Raw genomic sequence first — 13532 nt, forward strand, 5'->3', positions numbered from 1 at the left:
AAGGTTGAACATCGTCTCATCCAGTATCGGGAGACCGTCATGAGCACACCAGCAACCCCATCCTCCACGCGCGCCTACCAGCTGCCTGTCGAAGGCATGACCTGCGCGTCCTGCGTCGGGCGCGTCGAGAAGGCGCTGCGCAAAGTGCCGGGCGTGCTCGATGCCAGCGTCAACCTCGGGACAGAGACCGCGACGGTCACAGCCGGGCCGCAGGTTGCCGCCGCCGAACTGCGCGTGGCGATCGAGAAGGCCGGCTACGGCGTACCTCAACAGGCGTTCGATCTCGACGTGCAGGGGATGACCTGCGCCTCCTGCGCCGGGCGCGTGGAGAAGGCCCTGCGCAAGCTTGATGGCGTGCTCGGCGCCGAGGTCAATCTGGCGACCGAGCGCGCCCACGTGCAGGCGGCGGCCGGCATTACGGCCGAACAATTGCAGGCGGCGGTGGAAAAGGCCGGGTATCACGCTGCCCTGCACCGGCCCGCGGAGACAGAGGCCGGTCCGCGCCGGCAGGCGCCGCGCGTCGACCGCGAGCGCTTGCACCTCATCGCGGCGACGCTGCTGTCCCTGCCGCTGGCCCTGCCGATGTTCGGCGGGCTGTTCGGCAAGGATTGGATGCTGCCCGCATGGCTGCAGCTGGTGCTGGCGACGCCGGTGCAGTTCTGGCTCGGCGCCCGCTTTTATCGGGCAGGCTGGAAGGCGGTGCGCGCCGGCGCCGGCAACATGGACCTGCTGGTCGCGCTCGGCACCAGCGCGGCCTGGGGCCTCAGCGTCTACCTGATGTGGCGGCACGCCGGCGACGGCATGCCGCACCTGTACTTCGAGGCGTCCGCCGTGGTGATCACGCTGGTCCTGCTCGGCAAATGGCTGGAGGCGCGCGCCAAGCGGCAGACGACCGCCGCGATACGGGCGCTGCAGGTGCTGCGGCCGGAGACGGCGCGGATCCGGCGCGGCGCGGACGAGACCGAGGTGCCTGTGAGCGCGGTGCGGGTAGATGACCTGGTCGTGGTGCGGCCCGGGGAAAGAGTGCCGGTGGACGGCGAGGTGGCCGAGGGACGGAGCCACGTCGATGAGTCGCTGCTCACCGGCGAAAGTCTGCCCGTGGCGAAACAGCCGGGCGACCGGGTGACCGGCGGCGCCATCAATGCCGAGGGCCTGCTGCTGGTGCGGACCACCGCGATCGGCGCCGAGACCACGCTGTCGCGCATCATCCGGCTGGTGGAAAGCGCGCAGGCCGGCAAGGCCCCGATCCAGCACCTGGTCGACAAGGTCAGCGCGGTGTTCGTGCCTGTTGTTCTGGCAATCGCGCTTGCCACCTTCGCCGGGTGGTACCTGGCCGGCGGCGACATCGAGCAGGCGGTCGTCAATGCGGTGGCGGTGCTCGTGATCGCCTGTCCGTGTGCGCTCGGCCTGGCCACGCCGGCGGCGATCATGGCCGGTACCGGGGCCGGCGCCCGCCACGGCATCCTGATCAAGGACGCGGAGGCGCTGGAAGTCGCGCATGCCGTCGATACCGTGGTGTTCGACAAGACGGGAACGCTGACGCAGGGCCGGCCGGCGCTGACCGCGGCGGCTCCCCACGGCATCACCGACGACGCACTGCTGCAGCACGCCGCATCCTTGCAGCAGGGCAGCGAGCATCCGCTTGCGCGCGCCGTGCTAAACGCCGCCGCCGCGCGCGGCATCGCGCCGCTCGCGGCGACCGGGATCGTGGCCTTGCCGGGGCGGGGCCTGCAGGTGGAGGTGGCGGGGCGCCGGCTCAGGCTGGGAAGCACCCGCCTGATGCAGGAGACCGGCGTCTCGCTGGCGCCGCTGGCACAGCAGGCGACGCAACTGGAGCAGGCGGGCAATACCGTCTCCTGGCTGGCGGAAGACGGCGAACGCCCGCAGCTGCTCGGCCTGCTGGCCTTCGGCGACCAGCTCAAGCCGGGTGCCGCAGCGGCGGTTGCGCAACTGCGGCGGCTCGGCGTGCACACCGTGCTGCTGACTGGCGACAACCGCGGCAGCGCACAAGCCGCAGGCACCGCGCTCGGGCTGGACGAGGTGGTGGCGGAGGTGCTGCCGGCGGACAAGGCCGACAAGATCGCCGGCCTGAAGACCGAGGGGCGGACAGTCGCCATGATCGGCGACGGCATCAACGACGCGCCGGCGCTGGCGGCAGCCGACGTCGGCATTGCCATGGCGACCGGCACCGACGTTGCCATGCACGCGGCCGGCATCACGCTGATGCGCGGCGATCCGGCCCTGGTGCCGGGCGCCATCGACATCTCGCGCCGCACCTGGCGCAAGATCCGGCAGAACCTGTTCTGGGCATTCATCTACAACCTGGTCGGGATACCGCTGGCCGCGCTCGGCATGCTCAACCCGGTGGTGGCCGGGGCGGCAATGGCACTGAGTTCCGTCAGCGTCATCAGCAATGCCCTGCTGCTGCGGCGCTGGTCCCCGACAATGGCAAGGAGCACGACATGAACATCGGAGAGGCTGCCAGCGCGTCGGGCGTGTCGGCAAAGATGATCCGCTACTACGAAAGCATCGCGCTGATCAAGGCAGGGCGCAGGACCGACGCCGGCTACCGCATCTACGGCGACAATGACGTGCATACGCTGCGCTTCATCCGGCGCGCCCGCCATCTCGGCTTCTCGCTGGAACAAATCCGCGACCTGCTGTCGCTGTGGCAGGACCCGGAGCGGGCCAGCGCCGATGTGAAGACGATCGCACAGGAGCATGTGGCGGCGTTGCAGCAGCGGATACAGGAGCTGACCGAGATGCGCGACACGCTGCAGCACCTGGCCCATGCCTGTGCCGGCGACGCCAGGCCGGATTGTCCTATCCTTGCCGGCTTGTCGACCGCGGACGCGCCGGAGGCGGCCGCCTGCCACCACCACGCGACAGCTCCAGTGCCGAAGAAGCGAGGGGTTCGGGCAAGGACCTGAGCCCGGCTCGGAAAAACCGGCGTTCCCCGGGCTGGAGCGAGGGCAGCATGCGCGCCAGCCGGTCCGCGGCGGCGCTCGCCTCCTTGCAGATGCCGTCCTCCCACGCCAGGAACCACGCTGCCTCGAGCAGCAGGTTGGCAACCTGCAGCGGGCCGAACGAACTTCGTCCCGCATCGTGCTCGTCCAGTGCGAACGCCGCCACCGCGGACCACCGGGTGTAGCCTTTGGCACGCGAGAACGGCGCGTGGAAGGGGCGCGTCGCGTCCAGCAGCTGGTGGATCGACAGCGGTTGCTGGGCGCGGAAAGCATCGATGCCGCCGTCCTGCCGCCACCGGCAGTGCCCGCGCACGATGCGCAGCACGAACACGGTGTTCCAGGCGGAGTTGCCGCCGACGCCGAAGCGGTCGCAGATCCACTCCGACAGGCCGAGCCAGCGCAAGGCCTGCGCCTGCACCGCGGCTTCCTCCCGGGCGCGCGCCGGATCGAGCAGGCACTGCTGCCAGCACAGCCACAAGGTCCAGCCGATGTTGGCGGCCACGTCCTGCGCGGCATCGATCGAGTCGGCCTCGTATGCCGCCTCAAGCGCCTCCGACAGCGCCGCCATCGCCTGCGTCGCCGCCTCCGCGCGTACGGCGCGGTCAGCCGGACCGGTCCCGAGCGCCGTGCCGCGGTACAGCAGTGCCCGCAGGTTCAGGGTTTCAAAGCGCACCCGCGGGTTGTACTGCAATGCCGGCTGCAGCGCGGGATCGTTTGCCAGGCGATCGAGTTCCGCGTGCGCGGCCACCGCATCATCCCTGCTGTAGCAATTCCATGCCCGGGCGACATGGGCCATTGCGGCCAGCGTGGGCATGCGCGTCGCAGCCGCACCCGCTTCCGGGACGAGATACCGTGCGAGCCGGTCGAGTGCCTCGCCGCTGCGCCGCAGGCTGCCGTGCCGCCGCCATGCCAGGCTTTCCTTCAACAGCGCCAGCGCCGACTGGAAGCCGCCGCGCGCGGTCTGCGCCGCCGCGCCGAAACTGTCGGCAACGGCGGCGCCGGCGGCCGGGGCAACGCCGTCCTGCGCCACGCGCATCGCCTGGGTCAGGTGGTTCCAGTAAGTGACGTCCTGCATTGCATGGCCGACCGGGTCATTGCGCATGGGCGTCGCCGCATCGCCGCCGAGGAAGTGCGCCAGCGCCGCATCGTCCGCCGGCCTGCCGTGCAGGCGAATACGCAGGCGCTGTGCGTCCGCAGCCGTGATCCAGAACGGACCCTGGCTGCGCCCGCGCGGATTGAGCAGCGCCACCGGCACATCCTGGCGGTGGCCCCAGCCCGCGCCGATCCCCCAGCGCCCGAAGTCACGATAGGCGCGCGACACCAGCATGCGCAGGTTCGCATTGCCGGGGAAGCGGGCCTGCAGGGCGGCGGCCGGGACGGCCGGCATGCCGCGCTGCCGCGCCTGGTAGAGGCGCAGCAGTAGCCAGAGGGACTGGAACGGCGCGGGCCGTCCGTCGACGGCGGCGGGGTGCGCGAGATCGATGCGCAGCGTGCGGTTCGGCATGGGAGGGGCAAGGACGAAAAACGCCGATGTTACGTCAGTTACGTTACGCCTGTTGGCGGAGAGCTCCGCTTGACCTATGCTGCGCAGCGCGATGAGCTCAGCCGCAACCTGCATCCACCCACGAACTGGAGAAACAAGATGTTGAAACTGCTTTGCCTGCTGCGGCGAATGCCGCGGCCGCTTGCCGCCCCCCTTGCGGCCCTGGCGCTCGCCGCTACCGTTCTGCCCGGGCATGCCGCGCCCCGCGCGCCGCAGCCGCTGTCATCACTACACGCGCAGGTCGAGACGCGCTTTCGGGAAGCGGGCGTCAAGGGCGCCTTCGTGCTCCTGGACGCACAGGGCGCCGAGGTCCTCCGCTACAACCCCGAACGCGCGCGCCAGCGATTTCTGCCGGCATCCACCTTCAAGATTCCGAACACGCTGATCGCGCTCGAGACCGGCGTCGCGGACGGTCCCGGCCACGCCATGGCCTGGGATCCGGAGAAGGCGCCGCGCAAGTCGTGGTGGCCGGCGGCATGGGCCGGCGACCATGAGCTGCAGTCGGCGCTGAAGCATTCGGTGGTCTGGTACTACCAGGAACTGGCGCGCCGGATCGGGCCGGCGCGCATGCAGGCCTGGCTCGACCGCTTCGACTACGGCAACCGCGACATCTCGGGCGGCATCGATCGCTTCTGGCTTGATGGCGGCCTGCGCATCTCGCCCGACGAGGAAGCGGCATTCCTGCGCCGCTTCTACTTCGGGGAGCTGGGCCTGTCGGCGCGCACCACCGCGCTGGCGAAGGACATGCTGGTGCTGGAGCAGACGCCGGATTACCGCCTCAGCGGCAAGACCGGCTGGGTGGCACTGGGCGACGACCAGCCGCAGACCGGCTGGCTGGTCGGCTATGTCGAGCAGAAGGGCAAGGTGCACTTCTTCGCCACCAACATCGACATCGTGCGCAATGCGGACGCAGCGCAGCGCGTGCCGATGACCAAGGCGATCCTGCGCGATCTCGGCCTGCTGCCCTGACCGGAAGCCGGGGGTGCGCGCGGCGCCGGCCGGGAGGGTTCAACCGGCGCTGGCGCCGGACAGCACCGGGTAGCCGGCATCGGCGATCGCCGCCTGCACCGCATCGAGCGACGCCGAGGTGGCCACCCGTACCTTCTGCTGCGCGAGATCGACCTCCACCCGGGCGGCGGCGTCGAGTTCCTGTACCGAGCGGGTCACTGCACCGATGCAGTGCCCGCAACTCATTCCTTCCACTTTCAGTTCATACATGTCGGACTCCGGTAATGGGGAAGCTTCACTGTGGAGCTTGCCACGGGCGGAAGGTCAAGCGCAATCGCGCGATCTTTGCGGCGGGGCAGCCGGAGAAACTTTCGCCGTCGCCCGCTATCCCAATGATACCGATGCATGTCGGTGTGAATATCCACTGGAGAAACAAATGTCGAATCTCAAGAGAAGCCCGCAAGAGGACGAACGGAAGGAGCCGAAGGAGCGGTCCTCGCATGGCAACGACTCGAAGTCCGTGACCCCGAAGGATGTGGCGCCGCAGGACGTCACTTCGCGCGATGTGAAGGCGCGGCCGACCAATTCCGACGATCCGGAGGAGCGCGAGGAAGCGCAGCTCGACGACGCGGTCGAGGCGACCTTTCCCGCCAGCGATCCGGTCGCCGCGCCCAATCAGATCACGCGCGTGGAAGTTCCGAAGGCGCCGTAAGCCGCTTCAGGACGCTCCGTTCGAGGCGTCCACACCGGCCACCGTGGTTGCATTCTCCGGTGCCGGTACCTCGATTGCCGGCCGGCGCAGCCGCCGCAGGACCGGATAGGCGGAATTCCAGAGACCGGCAAGCGGACCCACCTGCAGCCAGAACTGGGTCTGGAAGTTGGCCAGGGTCGCTCCGTCGTAGCAGGTGCGGGGCATCTGCTGCATGGGCGAGCTGCGGCTGTACGCCTGACGCGACACCGTGTACTGATACTGCAGGCCGCAACGCATTGCCGCCAGTCGCCACGATTCCCGCGATTCTCCCCAGGGCCATGCAAGGTGGTTGAACATCGTCTTCGGCAGTCGCAGCTCATGCGCCAGCCATTCGCGGGAGGTGCCGAGGTCTTCCATCACCTCGCGCTGCGTCGCCTCGCCGAACTTCTCGTGGCTGTGCGTGTGGGACTGGAACTCCACGACGCCGGACTGCTGCAGCGCGCGCGCCTGGTTCCAGTCGAGGAAGCAGCTGTTGTCCACGCCGGCCAGATTGTTGTCCTGCTGCGGTCCGCGCAGCAGGCGGGTGCACAGGAAGCAGACGGCGCTGAAATTGAACTCCCGCAGGATGTCGGCGGCTGACGCCGACAGGCACGCGTACCCGTCGTCAAAGGTCAGCAGAAAGGAATGCGCGGGCAGTTCCTTGCCGGAACGCGCATAAAAGGCGAACTGCTCAAGACTGAGCGTGCGCCAACCCCGTTCGCTCAGCCATTGCAGGTGGCGCCGGAATTCGGCAGGCGATGTGGAGAGTGACGACCGGGCCTGGTCGATGCGGTGGTACAGCAGGATGGGCAGCGAAATCGTCATCGTCTCTCCTTGCCAGAGCTTGCCTGGAAGCAGGCAATGGAAAGACTCTAGATGACTGGACGACAGGAATCATTGTTGGGCATCAAGCTGTAACCATTTGTGACAGACGGGGTCCCGGGGAGGTGACCCGGGTCGCCCTGTGGGCGCGTTCAGGCTGACGGCGCGTCGCCGGCGGCTGCCGACGCACTCTCCGGCGCTGGTCGTTTCGACACGGGGGGATGGTCGATCGCGCAGTGCTCTGCGTCCACCATGGCGACGCAGGCTTCGAACCGGTCGGCAACCTGCACCACGTCGAAGACATAAATCGTGTCGTCTACCTGTACTTCCTTGGTGGAAAGGCGAATCGTTGGCATCGGTGTCCTTGGCGGTAATGGGAGTTGATAGAGAGGGCAAGCCCGAAAACGTTCCAATTCCACCATGACCGGCAGGGCTTGCGGTATGCGTTAGATCAGGCGCCAGAACCGCGCCCGGTGCGGCAGGTCGAACCAGCAAGCGGCGGGCTCGCATTGGATCAACCAGTGTGCCCGGTGCCGGGAGACGACCATGAAAATGAGATCTTTGATGCTGGCAGGGCTGGCAGTCGCACTCATCGCCGGATGCCAGAAGACGCCTGAACCGAAGACCGCCGGATCCGATCCGACTCCGGGCTCCTCGCCCTCGGTTTCCGCCGCGCCGCCCGGTGGCTCGGTGGCCGCCTCCGGGTCTGGCGAGGCGCCGGGCACATCGGGGTCTTCGGCGTCCGCCGCACAGTCGCAGACCAGCAGTGGCGACGCCAACACGCCGACCCAGGCCAACCCCGCCGACCTGGCGAAACAGCAGGAGCAGTCGACCATGCCGCACTCCGGCCAGGTCAACAACCATTCCGTCCCGGATACGACCGGAACCGTAAAGTAGCGCGCGCGATCAGCGCTGGGTGGCCGACGGGAAGAACAGCTGCTGCCCGTCGAGACGGAAGGCAGCAATACGCTGCTGTCCGGCGGGAGAGGTGATCCATTCGATCAGCTGCGTCGCGCCCTTGAAATTCACGCCCTTGTGGCGCTCCGGATTGACCGCGATGATGCCGTAGGGATTGAACATCTTCGGATCGCCCTCGACGGCAATCGCCAGGCCGGTGCGCGCCCGATAAGCCACGTAGGTCGCGCGGTCGGTCAGCGTGTACGCCTGCAGTTCGGCCGCCATGTTCAGCACCTCGCCCATGCCCAGCCCGGCCGAGACGTAGGCGGTGCCCCCGGGTCGCGCGCCGACTGCCTTCCAGTACCCCTGTTCCATCTGGTCGGTGCCGGAATTGTCGCCGCGCGAGATGAAGCGGGCCTTGGCATCGACGATCTTCCTCATCGCCGCATGGACATCCTTCATGCCCCTGATGCCGGCCGGGTCCGCGGTCGGGCCGACGATGATGAAATCGTTGTACATCACGTCCCGCCGCTGGACGCCGTGGCCCTCCGCGACGAACTTGTCCTCCGACGGGCGCGCATGCACGAGCGTGACGTCGACGTCGCCGTTGCGGGCCAGTTCAAGCGCCTTGCCGGTGCCCACGGAAATGACATGCACCTTGAGGCCGGACTGTGCCTCAAATGCGGGCAGCAGGTGATTGAGCAGCCCGGAATTCTCGGTGCTGGTCGTGGTGGAAAGCTTGAGCACCTGCTGCGCGCTGCCTGGCGGCGCAAGGAGGAAGAGGCTGGCGGCGAACATCAGTGCGCGGAAGGTCTTTTTCATCATGCTGTCCTTTCGGGAGAAGTCAGGAAACGGCGCGCACCCGGTTCTGGCGCGCCTGGAGCCGGCCGTCGCGCAGCTTCAGGCGTTCCACCTGGGGCAGGGAAATCAGGTCGCGGTCGTGGCAGGCAATGACCACGCTGCTGCCGGCGGCGACGAGCGACGGAATCAGCGCGATGACCTGCTCCCGCGCCGCGCCGTCGAGGCTGGAGGTTGGCTCGTCCAGCAGCAGCAGCCTTGGCTCCAGCACCTTGGCCCGGGCCAGCGCCACGCGTTGCTTCTCGCCGCCGGACAGGGTTTGCGGCTTGCTGTCGCGCAGGTGGGTGACGCCGGCCCACGCCATTGCCTGTTCGACCCGCGGCGCGGCCTGCGCGGAAGGCATGCCGCGCGCGGTTAGGCCGTAGGCGATGTTGGCCGCCACCGTGGTGGAAAACAGCACCGGGTGCTGATGCACGTAGACCACGGACTCGCGCAGTACGCGCGGGTAGGGCCGCAGCGACAGCGGTGCGCCCATGTAGGCGGCGCGGTCGGGCGAGGCGCTTTCCAGCCCGGCGAGGATGCGCAGCAGGGTGCTCTTGCCGGTGCCGTTGAGACCGGTCAGGACATAGGCCGCCGCCTGGCGGATCACCAGGCGTTCGATCTCGAACAACCGCCGCTCGCCGAAGTCCTTGCGCAAGCCTTCGATCACGAGAAGCTCTTTCATGCCGCGCCCCTTTCCGTGCGCGGGTCGCCTTGCAGCAGGACCAGGCCGGCATTGACGAGCAGGGCGATCGTGACCAGCACGATACCGAGCGCGATGCCCTGCGCGAATTCGCCCTTGCTCGTCTGCAGGGCGATGGCGGTGGTCATGGTGCGGGTCTCGCCGGCGATGTTGCCGCCAACCATGATCGCGCAGCCGACCTCCGATATCACCCGTCCGAAGCCGCTGATGATTGCCGCCATCACGCCAAAGCGCACCTCGTACAGCACCGTGCCCATCGTGCGCCAGCGCGACGCGCCCAGCGTGAGCGTCGTCTCGGCGATGCGGGGATCGGCTGCCTGCACGGCCGCCAGGGAAAAGGCCACCAGCACCGGCAGCGAGATCAGCACCTGCCCGGCGATGATGGCCGACTGCGAGAACAGCCACTGGAGTTCGCCCATCGGTCCCTGGCGCGACAGGGCAAGGTACAGCAGCAGGCCGACCAGCACCGTGGGCAGCGACAGCGAGGCCTGTGCAAGCCAGATCGCGATGCGCCTGCCGCAGAAGGTATGGGTGGCAATCAGGTAGCCGGCGACCACGGCCAGGGGGGCCGCAAGGAGAAGGGCAATCAGCGTCGTCTTCAGCGAGACCCAGATGATCTGCCACAGCTCGCCGTCGCCGGAGAACAGCAGGAAGAATGCATCGCGGATGGCGTCGATCAGGTGCATGGGGGGACGGGCAGGGCGGCGGGGCCTGCCGTCGTCTTGTTATGAAACCGTCATGCTACCCGCAAAACATCGGCCAGGTGCGGCTCCATCACCAGCCGCTCGCGCCCGCTCAGGGCCAGGAAATGCTTGCCGGTGCAGCGCGCCAACAGCGACATCCCCAGTTTCTCCGCGACCATGTGGCCCATCTGCGTGGTGCCGGAGCGCGACAGCAGGAAGGGAATTCCCATCTGCGCGCCCTTGATCACCATCTCCGAGGTCAGCCGGCCGGTGGTGTAGAACACCTTGTCGTCGCCGCCCACGCCGTCCAGCCACATGCGCCCGGCGATCGCGTCGACGGCATTGTGGCGGCCGACATCCTCGACGAAATACAGCATGTCGCCGTCCCCGCTGAACAGCGCGCAGCCGTGCACCGAGCCGGCCTGCTTGTAGATCGACTGCTGGGTGCGGATGGTGTCGACGATGCGGTAGAGCACGGACTGCCGGAGCCTGGCGTCGGGCGGCAGCACGATGCGGTCGATATCGTCCATCAATCCGCCGAACACCGACCCCTGGCCGCAGCCGGTGGTGACGACCTTTTTCGCGGTGCGTTCCTCTATCCCTGCGATGCCGCCGCGGGTGCGCACGGCCACCGCATCGACCGACCAGTCGACCGTGACCGATTCGATGTCGGCAATCGAGGCCACCAGGCGCTGGTTGCGCAGGTAGCCGATCGTCAGCGCTTCCGGCGCACCGCCCAGCGTCATCAGCGTCACCAGCTCGCGCTTGTCGACATACACGGTCAGCGGGCGTTCGGACGGGATCGCGATGGTCGACAGCCGGCCGCGCTCGTCCATCACTTCGACCTCGCGGGTCAGGGGGGCGCTGGCGTTGGTGAGGTAGGGGCGATGCGACATGAAAGACCTATTTCTTGACGGGGGTATCGGCCTGCGCCTGTGCCTGCGGCGCTGCTGCGGCGGTGGCAGCCGTGGCCGCAGCAGGGGTTGCGGCGGTGGCGCCGGCCGCTGGCGCCGCGGTGGCAGGGGCGGAGGCCGACGGCACGAACGGTCCCGGGTCGCTGCAGGGCGGGGTTTGCGTCGGCTGCCTGCCGCTGCCCTTGTCAGACTTCAGGTATTGGCTCGCCAGCTTGTCCTGCGCCTTGCAAAGCTTGAAAGCCGCCACCTTCTCGCCGTGCGCCGCCTTTTCCTTCGCCGCCGCGGCGGCGGCGGCCTTGTCGGGCGGCGGCGGGGGCAGCTTGGCCCAGGCCGGGGCGCCGGCGAGGATGGCGGCAAAAGACGTCGTCATGATCAAGCTTGTACGCATGGTATCTCCCTCAAACCTTGAGCGCCGGCGCTTCGTCCGGTCCTCGCTGTTGCGCGCGGGCCCGGCTGCGCACCCGTGGGACATCGCCGTTCTGCACTTGTTCATACCAGAGATCGTGATGCTCCCTGGCCCAGGTATCGTCGACATAGCCGTGGCGCATGCCCTGGTAGGCGCCTTCCATCCCGACCGTGCCGAGATAGATATGTCCGATCGAGCCCGCCATCATCAGGACCGTGCCGACGACGTGGACGATGTTGGCGACCTGCATGTCGGCGCGGGTGTAGGCCAGGCCGGGCACCAGCATGTCGAGCACGAAACCGGATGCGCTGACCACCAGGCCGAGCACCGTCAACCCGCCCCAGAACCAGATCTTTTCGCCGGCATTGAAGCGGCCCGCGCGCGGCGTTTTTCCGCCGACCAGGCCGCCCAGGCGCGCGAGCCAGCCGAGATCCTCCCTGGCCGGCAGGTTGTCCCGCACGTACATCACGAAAAACACGATGATCGATACGGTGAACAGCGGCCCGACGAAGTTGTGGATGTTCTTGCAGGCGTAGCCCAGCCAGCTGAACAGCGTGTGTCCCAACAGCGGCAGCAGGAAGTGCTTGCCGAACAGGATGATGATGCCGGTCGCCGCCAGCAGCACGAAGCTGATTGCCACCGCCCAGTGGACAAACCGCTCGGCCGGCGTGAACCGTTCGATCAGGCGTCCGGTCGGCGCATGCTGGTTGCGGACCGGCCCCTTGATGAAGTAGAGCAGCACCATCACGAACAGCACCGCCAGCAGCAGGCCGGCCCCGATCGACGTCAGCGGACCGTTGCGGTACTGGCGCCATGCCTCGCCGGCGGTGGTGCCGTAGGCCTGTCCCGGAAACTGCGCCTTCGGCTGGATCAGCACGCCGCTTTCCGCGCCCGGCAGGCTGGAGTAGTGCGCCCCGCCGTCCTTGATCGCGCGCCAGACCGGCGCGTTGTTGCCCGGCTGGACCCGATTGCGTTCGGCCTGGTTCTGCTTGAGGATGTCGGCCGACTCGACATTGGGCAGGGCGGGCGCGGGGGCGGCCTGCGCCGGTTGAGCCGGTTGGGATGCCGAAGCGGGTGGCGCAGGCTTTGTCTCCTGCGCCACCGCCATGCCGGCGGCGAGCAACGTGGACAGGGCGAGGCCGGTGATCCATTTGTACATGAGCTTGTCCCTCCTGCATGGGCGGCCATGAATACGGCCGCCGGTCGCCATGGCTGCCGGCGCTAGTTCACTTTCTGGTACTCGTTCTGCAGCTGGCCGCGCGCGCGGATGTGGTTTTCCCAGCTGCCCTGGTTGCCGGCGGTCCAGCCGCTCACCGCGTAGCCGTTCTTCGTGCCTTGCGCGGGCGCGACGTCGCTGCGATTGGTGGTGCCGGCGGTCTTTGCCTGGTCGGTCTCGCCGCAGGCGGCGAGCAGCAGCCCGCAGGCCGCCAGTGTCAGGAGCGGCTTCATGATTTCTTCCCTTCCGGCGCCTTGGTCTGCGCGGGTGCGGTCGGCTGGCCGTAGGCCGTGCCCCAGCCCCAGACCTCGCTGCCCTTGCCGCGCTGGATCACGCGGGTGCGGAAAATGTCGGCCACCACGTCGCCGTCGCCCCCCAGCAGCGCCTTGGTCGAGCACATCTCGGCGCAGGCCGGCAGCTTGCCCTCGGCCAGGCGGTTGCGGCCGTACTTTTCGAACTCGGCCTTCGAGCCGTTTTCCTCCGGACCGCCCGCGCAGAACGTGCATTTGTCCATCTTGCCGCGCAGGCCGAAAGTGCCGCTCGACGGGAACTGCGGCGCGCCGAACGGGCAGGCGTACGAGCAGTAGCCGCAGCCGATGCAGGCATCCTTGTTGTGCAGCACCACGCCCTCGTCGGTGCGGTAGAAGCAGTCGACCGGGCAGACCGCCATGCAGGGCGCATCGGAGCAGTGCATGCAGGCCACCGAAATGGTCTTCTCCTGGCCGATCACGCCGTCGTTGACCGTGACCACGCGCCGCCGGTTGACGCCCCACGGCACTTCGTTCTCGTTCTTGCAGGCCGTCGCGCAGCTGTTGCACTCGATGCAGCGCTCCGCGTCGCAAATGAATTTCATCCTTGCCATGTCAT

Annotated in this window: 17 protein-coding genes; 5 read left to right on the top strand and 12 right to left on the bottom strand. The window is 68.1% G+C overall.

The window, feature by feature from the left end:
• The first annotated feature begins 39 nt into the window (after positions 1 to 39).
• Both VIM12_RS03460 and cueR read left to right on the top strand, forming a co-directional pair.
• Positions 40 to 2466: a heavy metal translocating P-type ATPase gene (locus VIM12_RS03460; protein ID WP_331940223.1), complete on the top strand. Its 2427-nt coding sequence runs from the start codon at positions 40 to 42 to the stop codon at positions 2464 to 2466.
• Positions 2463 to 2930 (top strand): Cu(I)-responsive transcriptional regulator, encoded by a 468-nt coding sequence (cueR, locus tag VIM12_RS03465; protein ID WP_331940224.1) that lies wholly within the window; start codon positions 2463 to 2465, stop codon positions 2928 to 2930. Before VIM12_RS03460 ends, cueR begins: the two co-directional genes overlap by 4 nt.
• Here cueR and VIM12_RS03470 read toward each other — a convergent pair.
• Complete coding sequence (locus tag VIM12_RS03470) at positions 2824 to 4470, bottom strand: hypothetical protein (RefSeq protein WP_331940225.1); 1647 nt, start codon at positions 4468 to 4470, stop codon at positions 2824 to 2826. The two genes, cueR and VIM12_RS03470, sit on opposite strands and share 107 nt — an antisense overlap.
• 138 nt (positions 4471 to 4608) lie before the next feature.
• Here VIM12_RS03470 and blaOXA point away from each other — a divergent pair, with 138 nt between their 5' ends.
• Positions 4609 to 5478, top strand: a complete 870-nt coding sequence (gene blaOXA / locus VIM12_RS03475; protein WP_331940226.1) for a class D beta-lactamase — start codon at positions 4609 to 4611, stop codon at positions 5476 to 5478.
• Positions 5479 to 5517: 39 nt separating this feature from the next.
• Here blaOXA and VIM12_RS03480 read toward each other — a convergent pair whose 3' ends face one another.
• Positions 5518 to 5727, bottom strand: a complete 210-nt coding sequence (locus VIM12_RS03480; RefSeq protein ID WP_331940227.1) for a heavy-metal-associated domain-containing protein — start codon at positions 5725 to 5727, stop codon at positions 5518 to 5520.
• Positions 5728 to 5893: 166 nt separating this feature from the next.
• Between VIM12_RS03480 and VIM12_RS03485 the strand changes: the two genes are divergently transcribed.
• Entirely contained in the window at positions 5894 to 6169 is a 276-nt protein-coding gene (locus VIM12_RS03485; RefSeq protein WP_331940228.1) for a hypothetical protein, read from the top strand.
• A 6-nt stretch (positions 6170 to 6175) separates the two neighbouring features.
• Here the strand turns inward: VIM12_RS03485 and VIM12_RS03490 are convergent, their stop codons facing one another.
• Positions 6176 to 7012 (bottom strand): polysaccharide deacetylase family protein, encoded by an 837-nt coding sequence (locus tag VIM12_RS03490; protein WP_331940229.1) that lies wholly within the window; start codon positions 7010 to 7012, stop codon positions 6176 to 6178.
• A gap of 149 nt (positions 7013 to 7161) precedes the next feature.
• On the bottom strand, positions 7162 to 7365 hold the full coding sequence (locus VIM12_RS03495; RefSeq protein ID WP_331940230.1) for a hypothetical protein: 204 nt from the start codon (positions 7363 to 7365) through the stop codon (positions 7162 to 7164).
• 190 nt (positions 7366 to 7555) lie between these two features.
• Here VIM12_RS03495 and VIM12_RS03500 point away from each other — a divergent pair, with 190 nt between their 5' ends.
• The gene (locus VIM12_RS03500) at positions 7556 to 7906 is read left to right on the top strand and encodes a hypothetical protein (RefSeq protein WP_331940231.1); all 351 of its coding nucleotides are present in this window, start codon (positions 7556 to 7558) and stop codon (positions 7904 to 7906) included.
• Positions 7907 to 7915: 9 nt separating this feature from the next.
• On the opposite strand, the gene VIM12_RS03505 is transcribed toward VIM12_RS03500, so the two are convergent.
• From VIM12_RS03505 to fdh3B, 8 genes are all read right to left on the bottom strand, one after another.
• A complete protein-coding gene (locus tag VIM12_RS03505; RefSeq protein WP_414691750.1) occupies positions 7916 to 8728 on the bottom strand; it encodes a substrate-binding domain-containing protein in 813 nt (270 codons plus the stop codon).
• A gap of 22 nt (positions 8729 to 8750) precedes the next feature.
• Positions 8751 to 9428 (bottom strand): energy-coupling factor ABC transporter ATP-binding protein, encoded by a 678-nt coding sequence (locus tag VIM12_RS03510; protein WP_331940232.1) that lies wholly within the window; start codon positions 9426 to 9428, stop codon positions 8751 to 8753.
• Positions 9425 to 10132, bottom strand: a complete 708-nt coding sequence (locus VIM12_RS03515; protein WP_331940233.1) for an ABC transporter permease — start codon at positions 10130 to 10132, stop codon at positions 9425 to 9427. The genes VIM12_RS03510 and VIM12_RS03515 overlap by 4 nt, the downstream gene beginning before the upstream one ends.
• Positions 10133 to 10182: 50 nt before the next feature.
• Positions 10183 to 11025, bottom strand: coding sequence for a formate dehydrogenase accessory sulfurtransferase FdhD (locus tag VIM12_RS03520; RefSeq protein WP_331940234.1), 843 nt, complete (start codon positions 11023 to 11025; stop codon positions 10183 to 10185).
• Between the two features lie 7 nt (positions 11026 to 11032).
• Complete coding sequence (locus VIM12_RS03525) at positions 11033 to 11431, bottom strand: hypothetical protein (RefSeq protein WP_331940235.1); 399 nt, start codon at positions 11429 to 11431, stop codon at positions 11033 to 11035.
• 10 nt (positions 11432 to 11441) lie between these two features.
• Positions 11442 to 12608: a formate dehydrogenase subunit gamma gene (locus tag VIM12_RS03530; protein WP_331940236.1), complete on the bottom strand. Its 1167-nt coding sequence runs from the start codon at positions 12606 to 12608 to the stop codon at positions 11442 to 11444.
• Between the two features lie 62 nt (positions 12609 to 12670).
• Positions 12671 to 12898: a hypothetical protein gene (locus VIM12_RS03535; protein ID WP_331940237.1), complete on the bottom strand. Its 228-nt coding sequence runs from the start codon at positions 12896 to 12898 to the stop codon at positions 12671 to 12673.
• Positions 12895 to 13527, bottom strand: coding sequence for a formate dehydrogenase FDH3 subunit beta (gene fdh3B, locus VIM12_RS03540; protein WP_331940238.1), 633 nt, complete (start codon positions 13525 to 13527; stop codon positions 12895 to 12897). The genes VIM12_RS03535 and fdh3B overlap by 4 nt, the downstream gene beginning before the upstream one ends.
• Between the last annotated feature and the right edge of the window lie 5 nt (positions 13528 to 13532).

It is taken from the genome of Noviherbaspirillum sp. (assembly GCF_036563305.1).
Classification (GTDB): domain Bacteria; phylum Pseudomonadota; class Gammaproteobacteria; order Burkholderiales; family Burkholderiaceae_D; genus Noviherbaspirillum.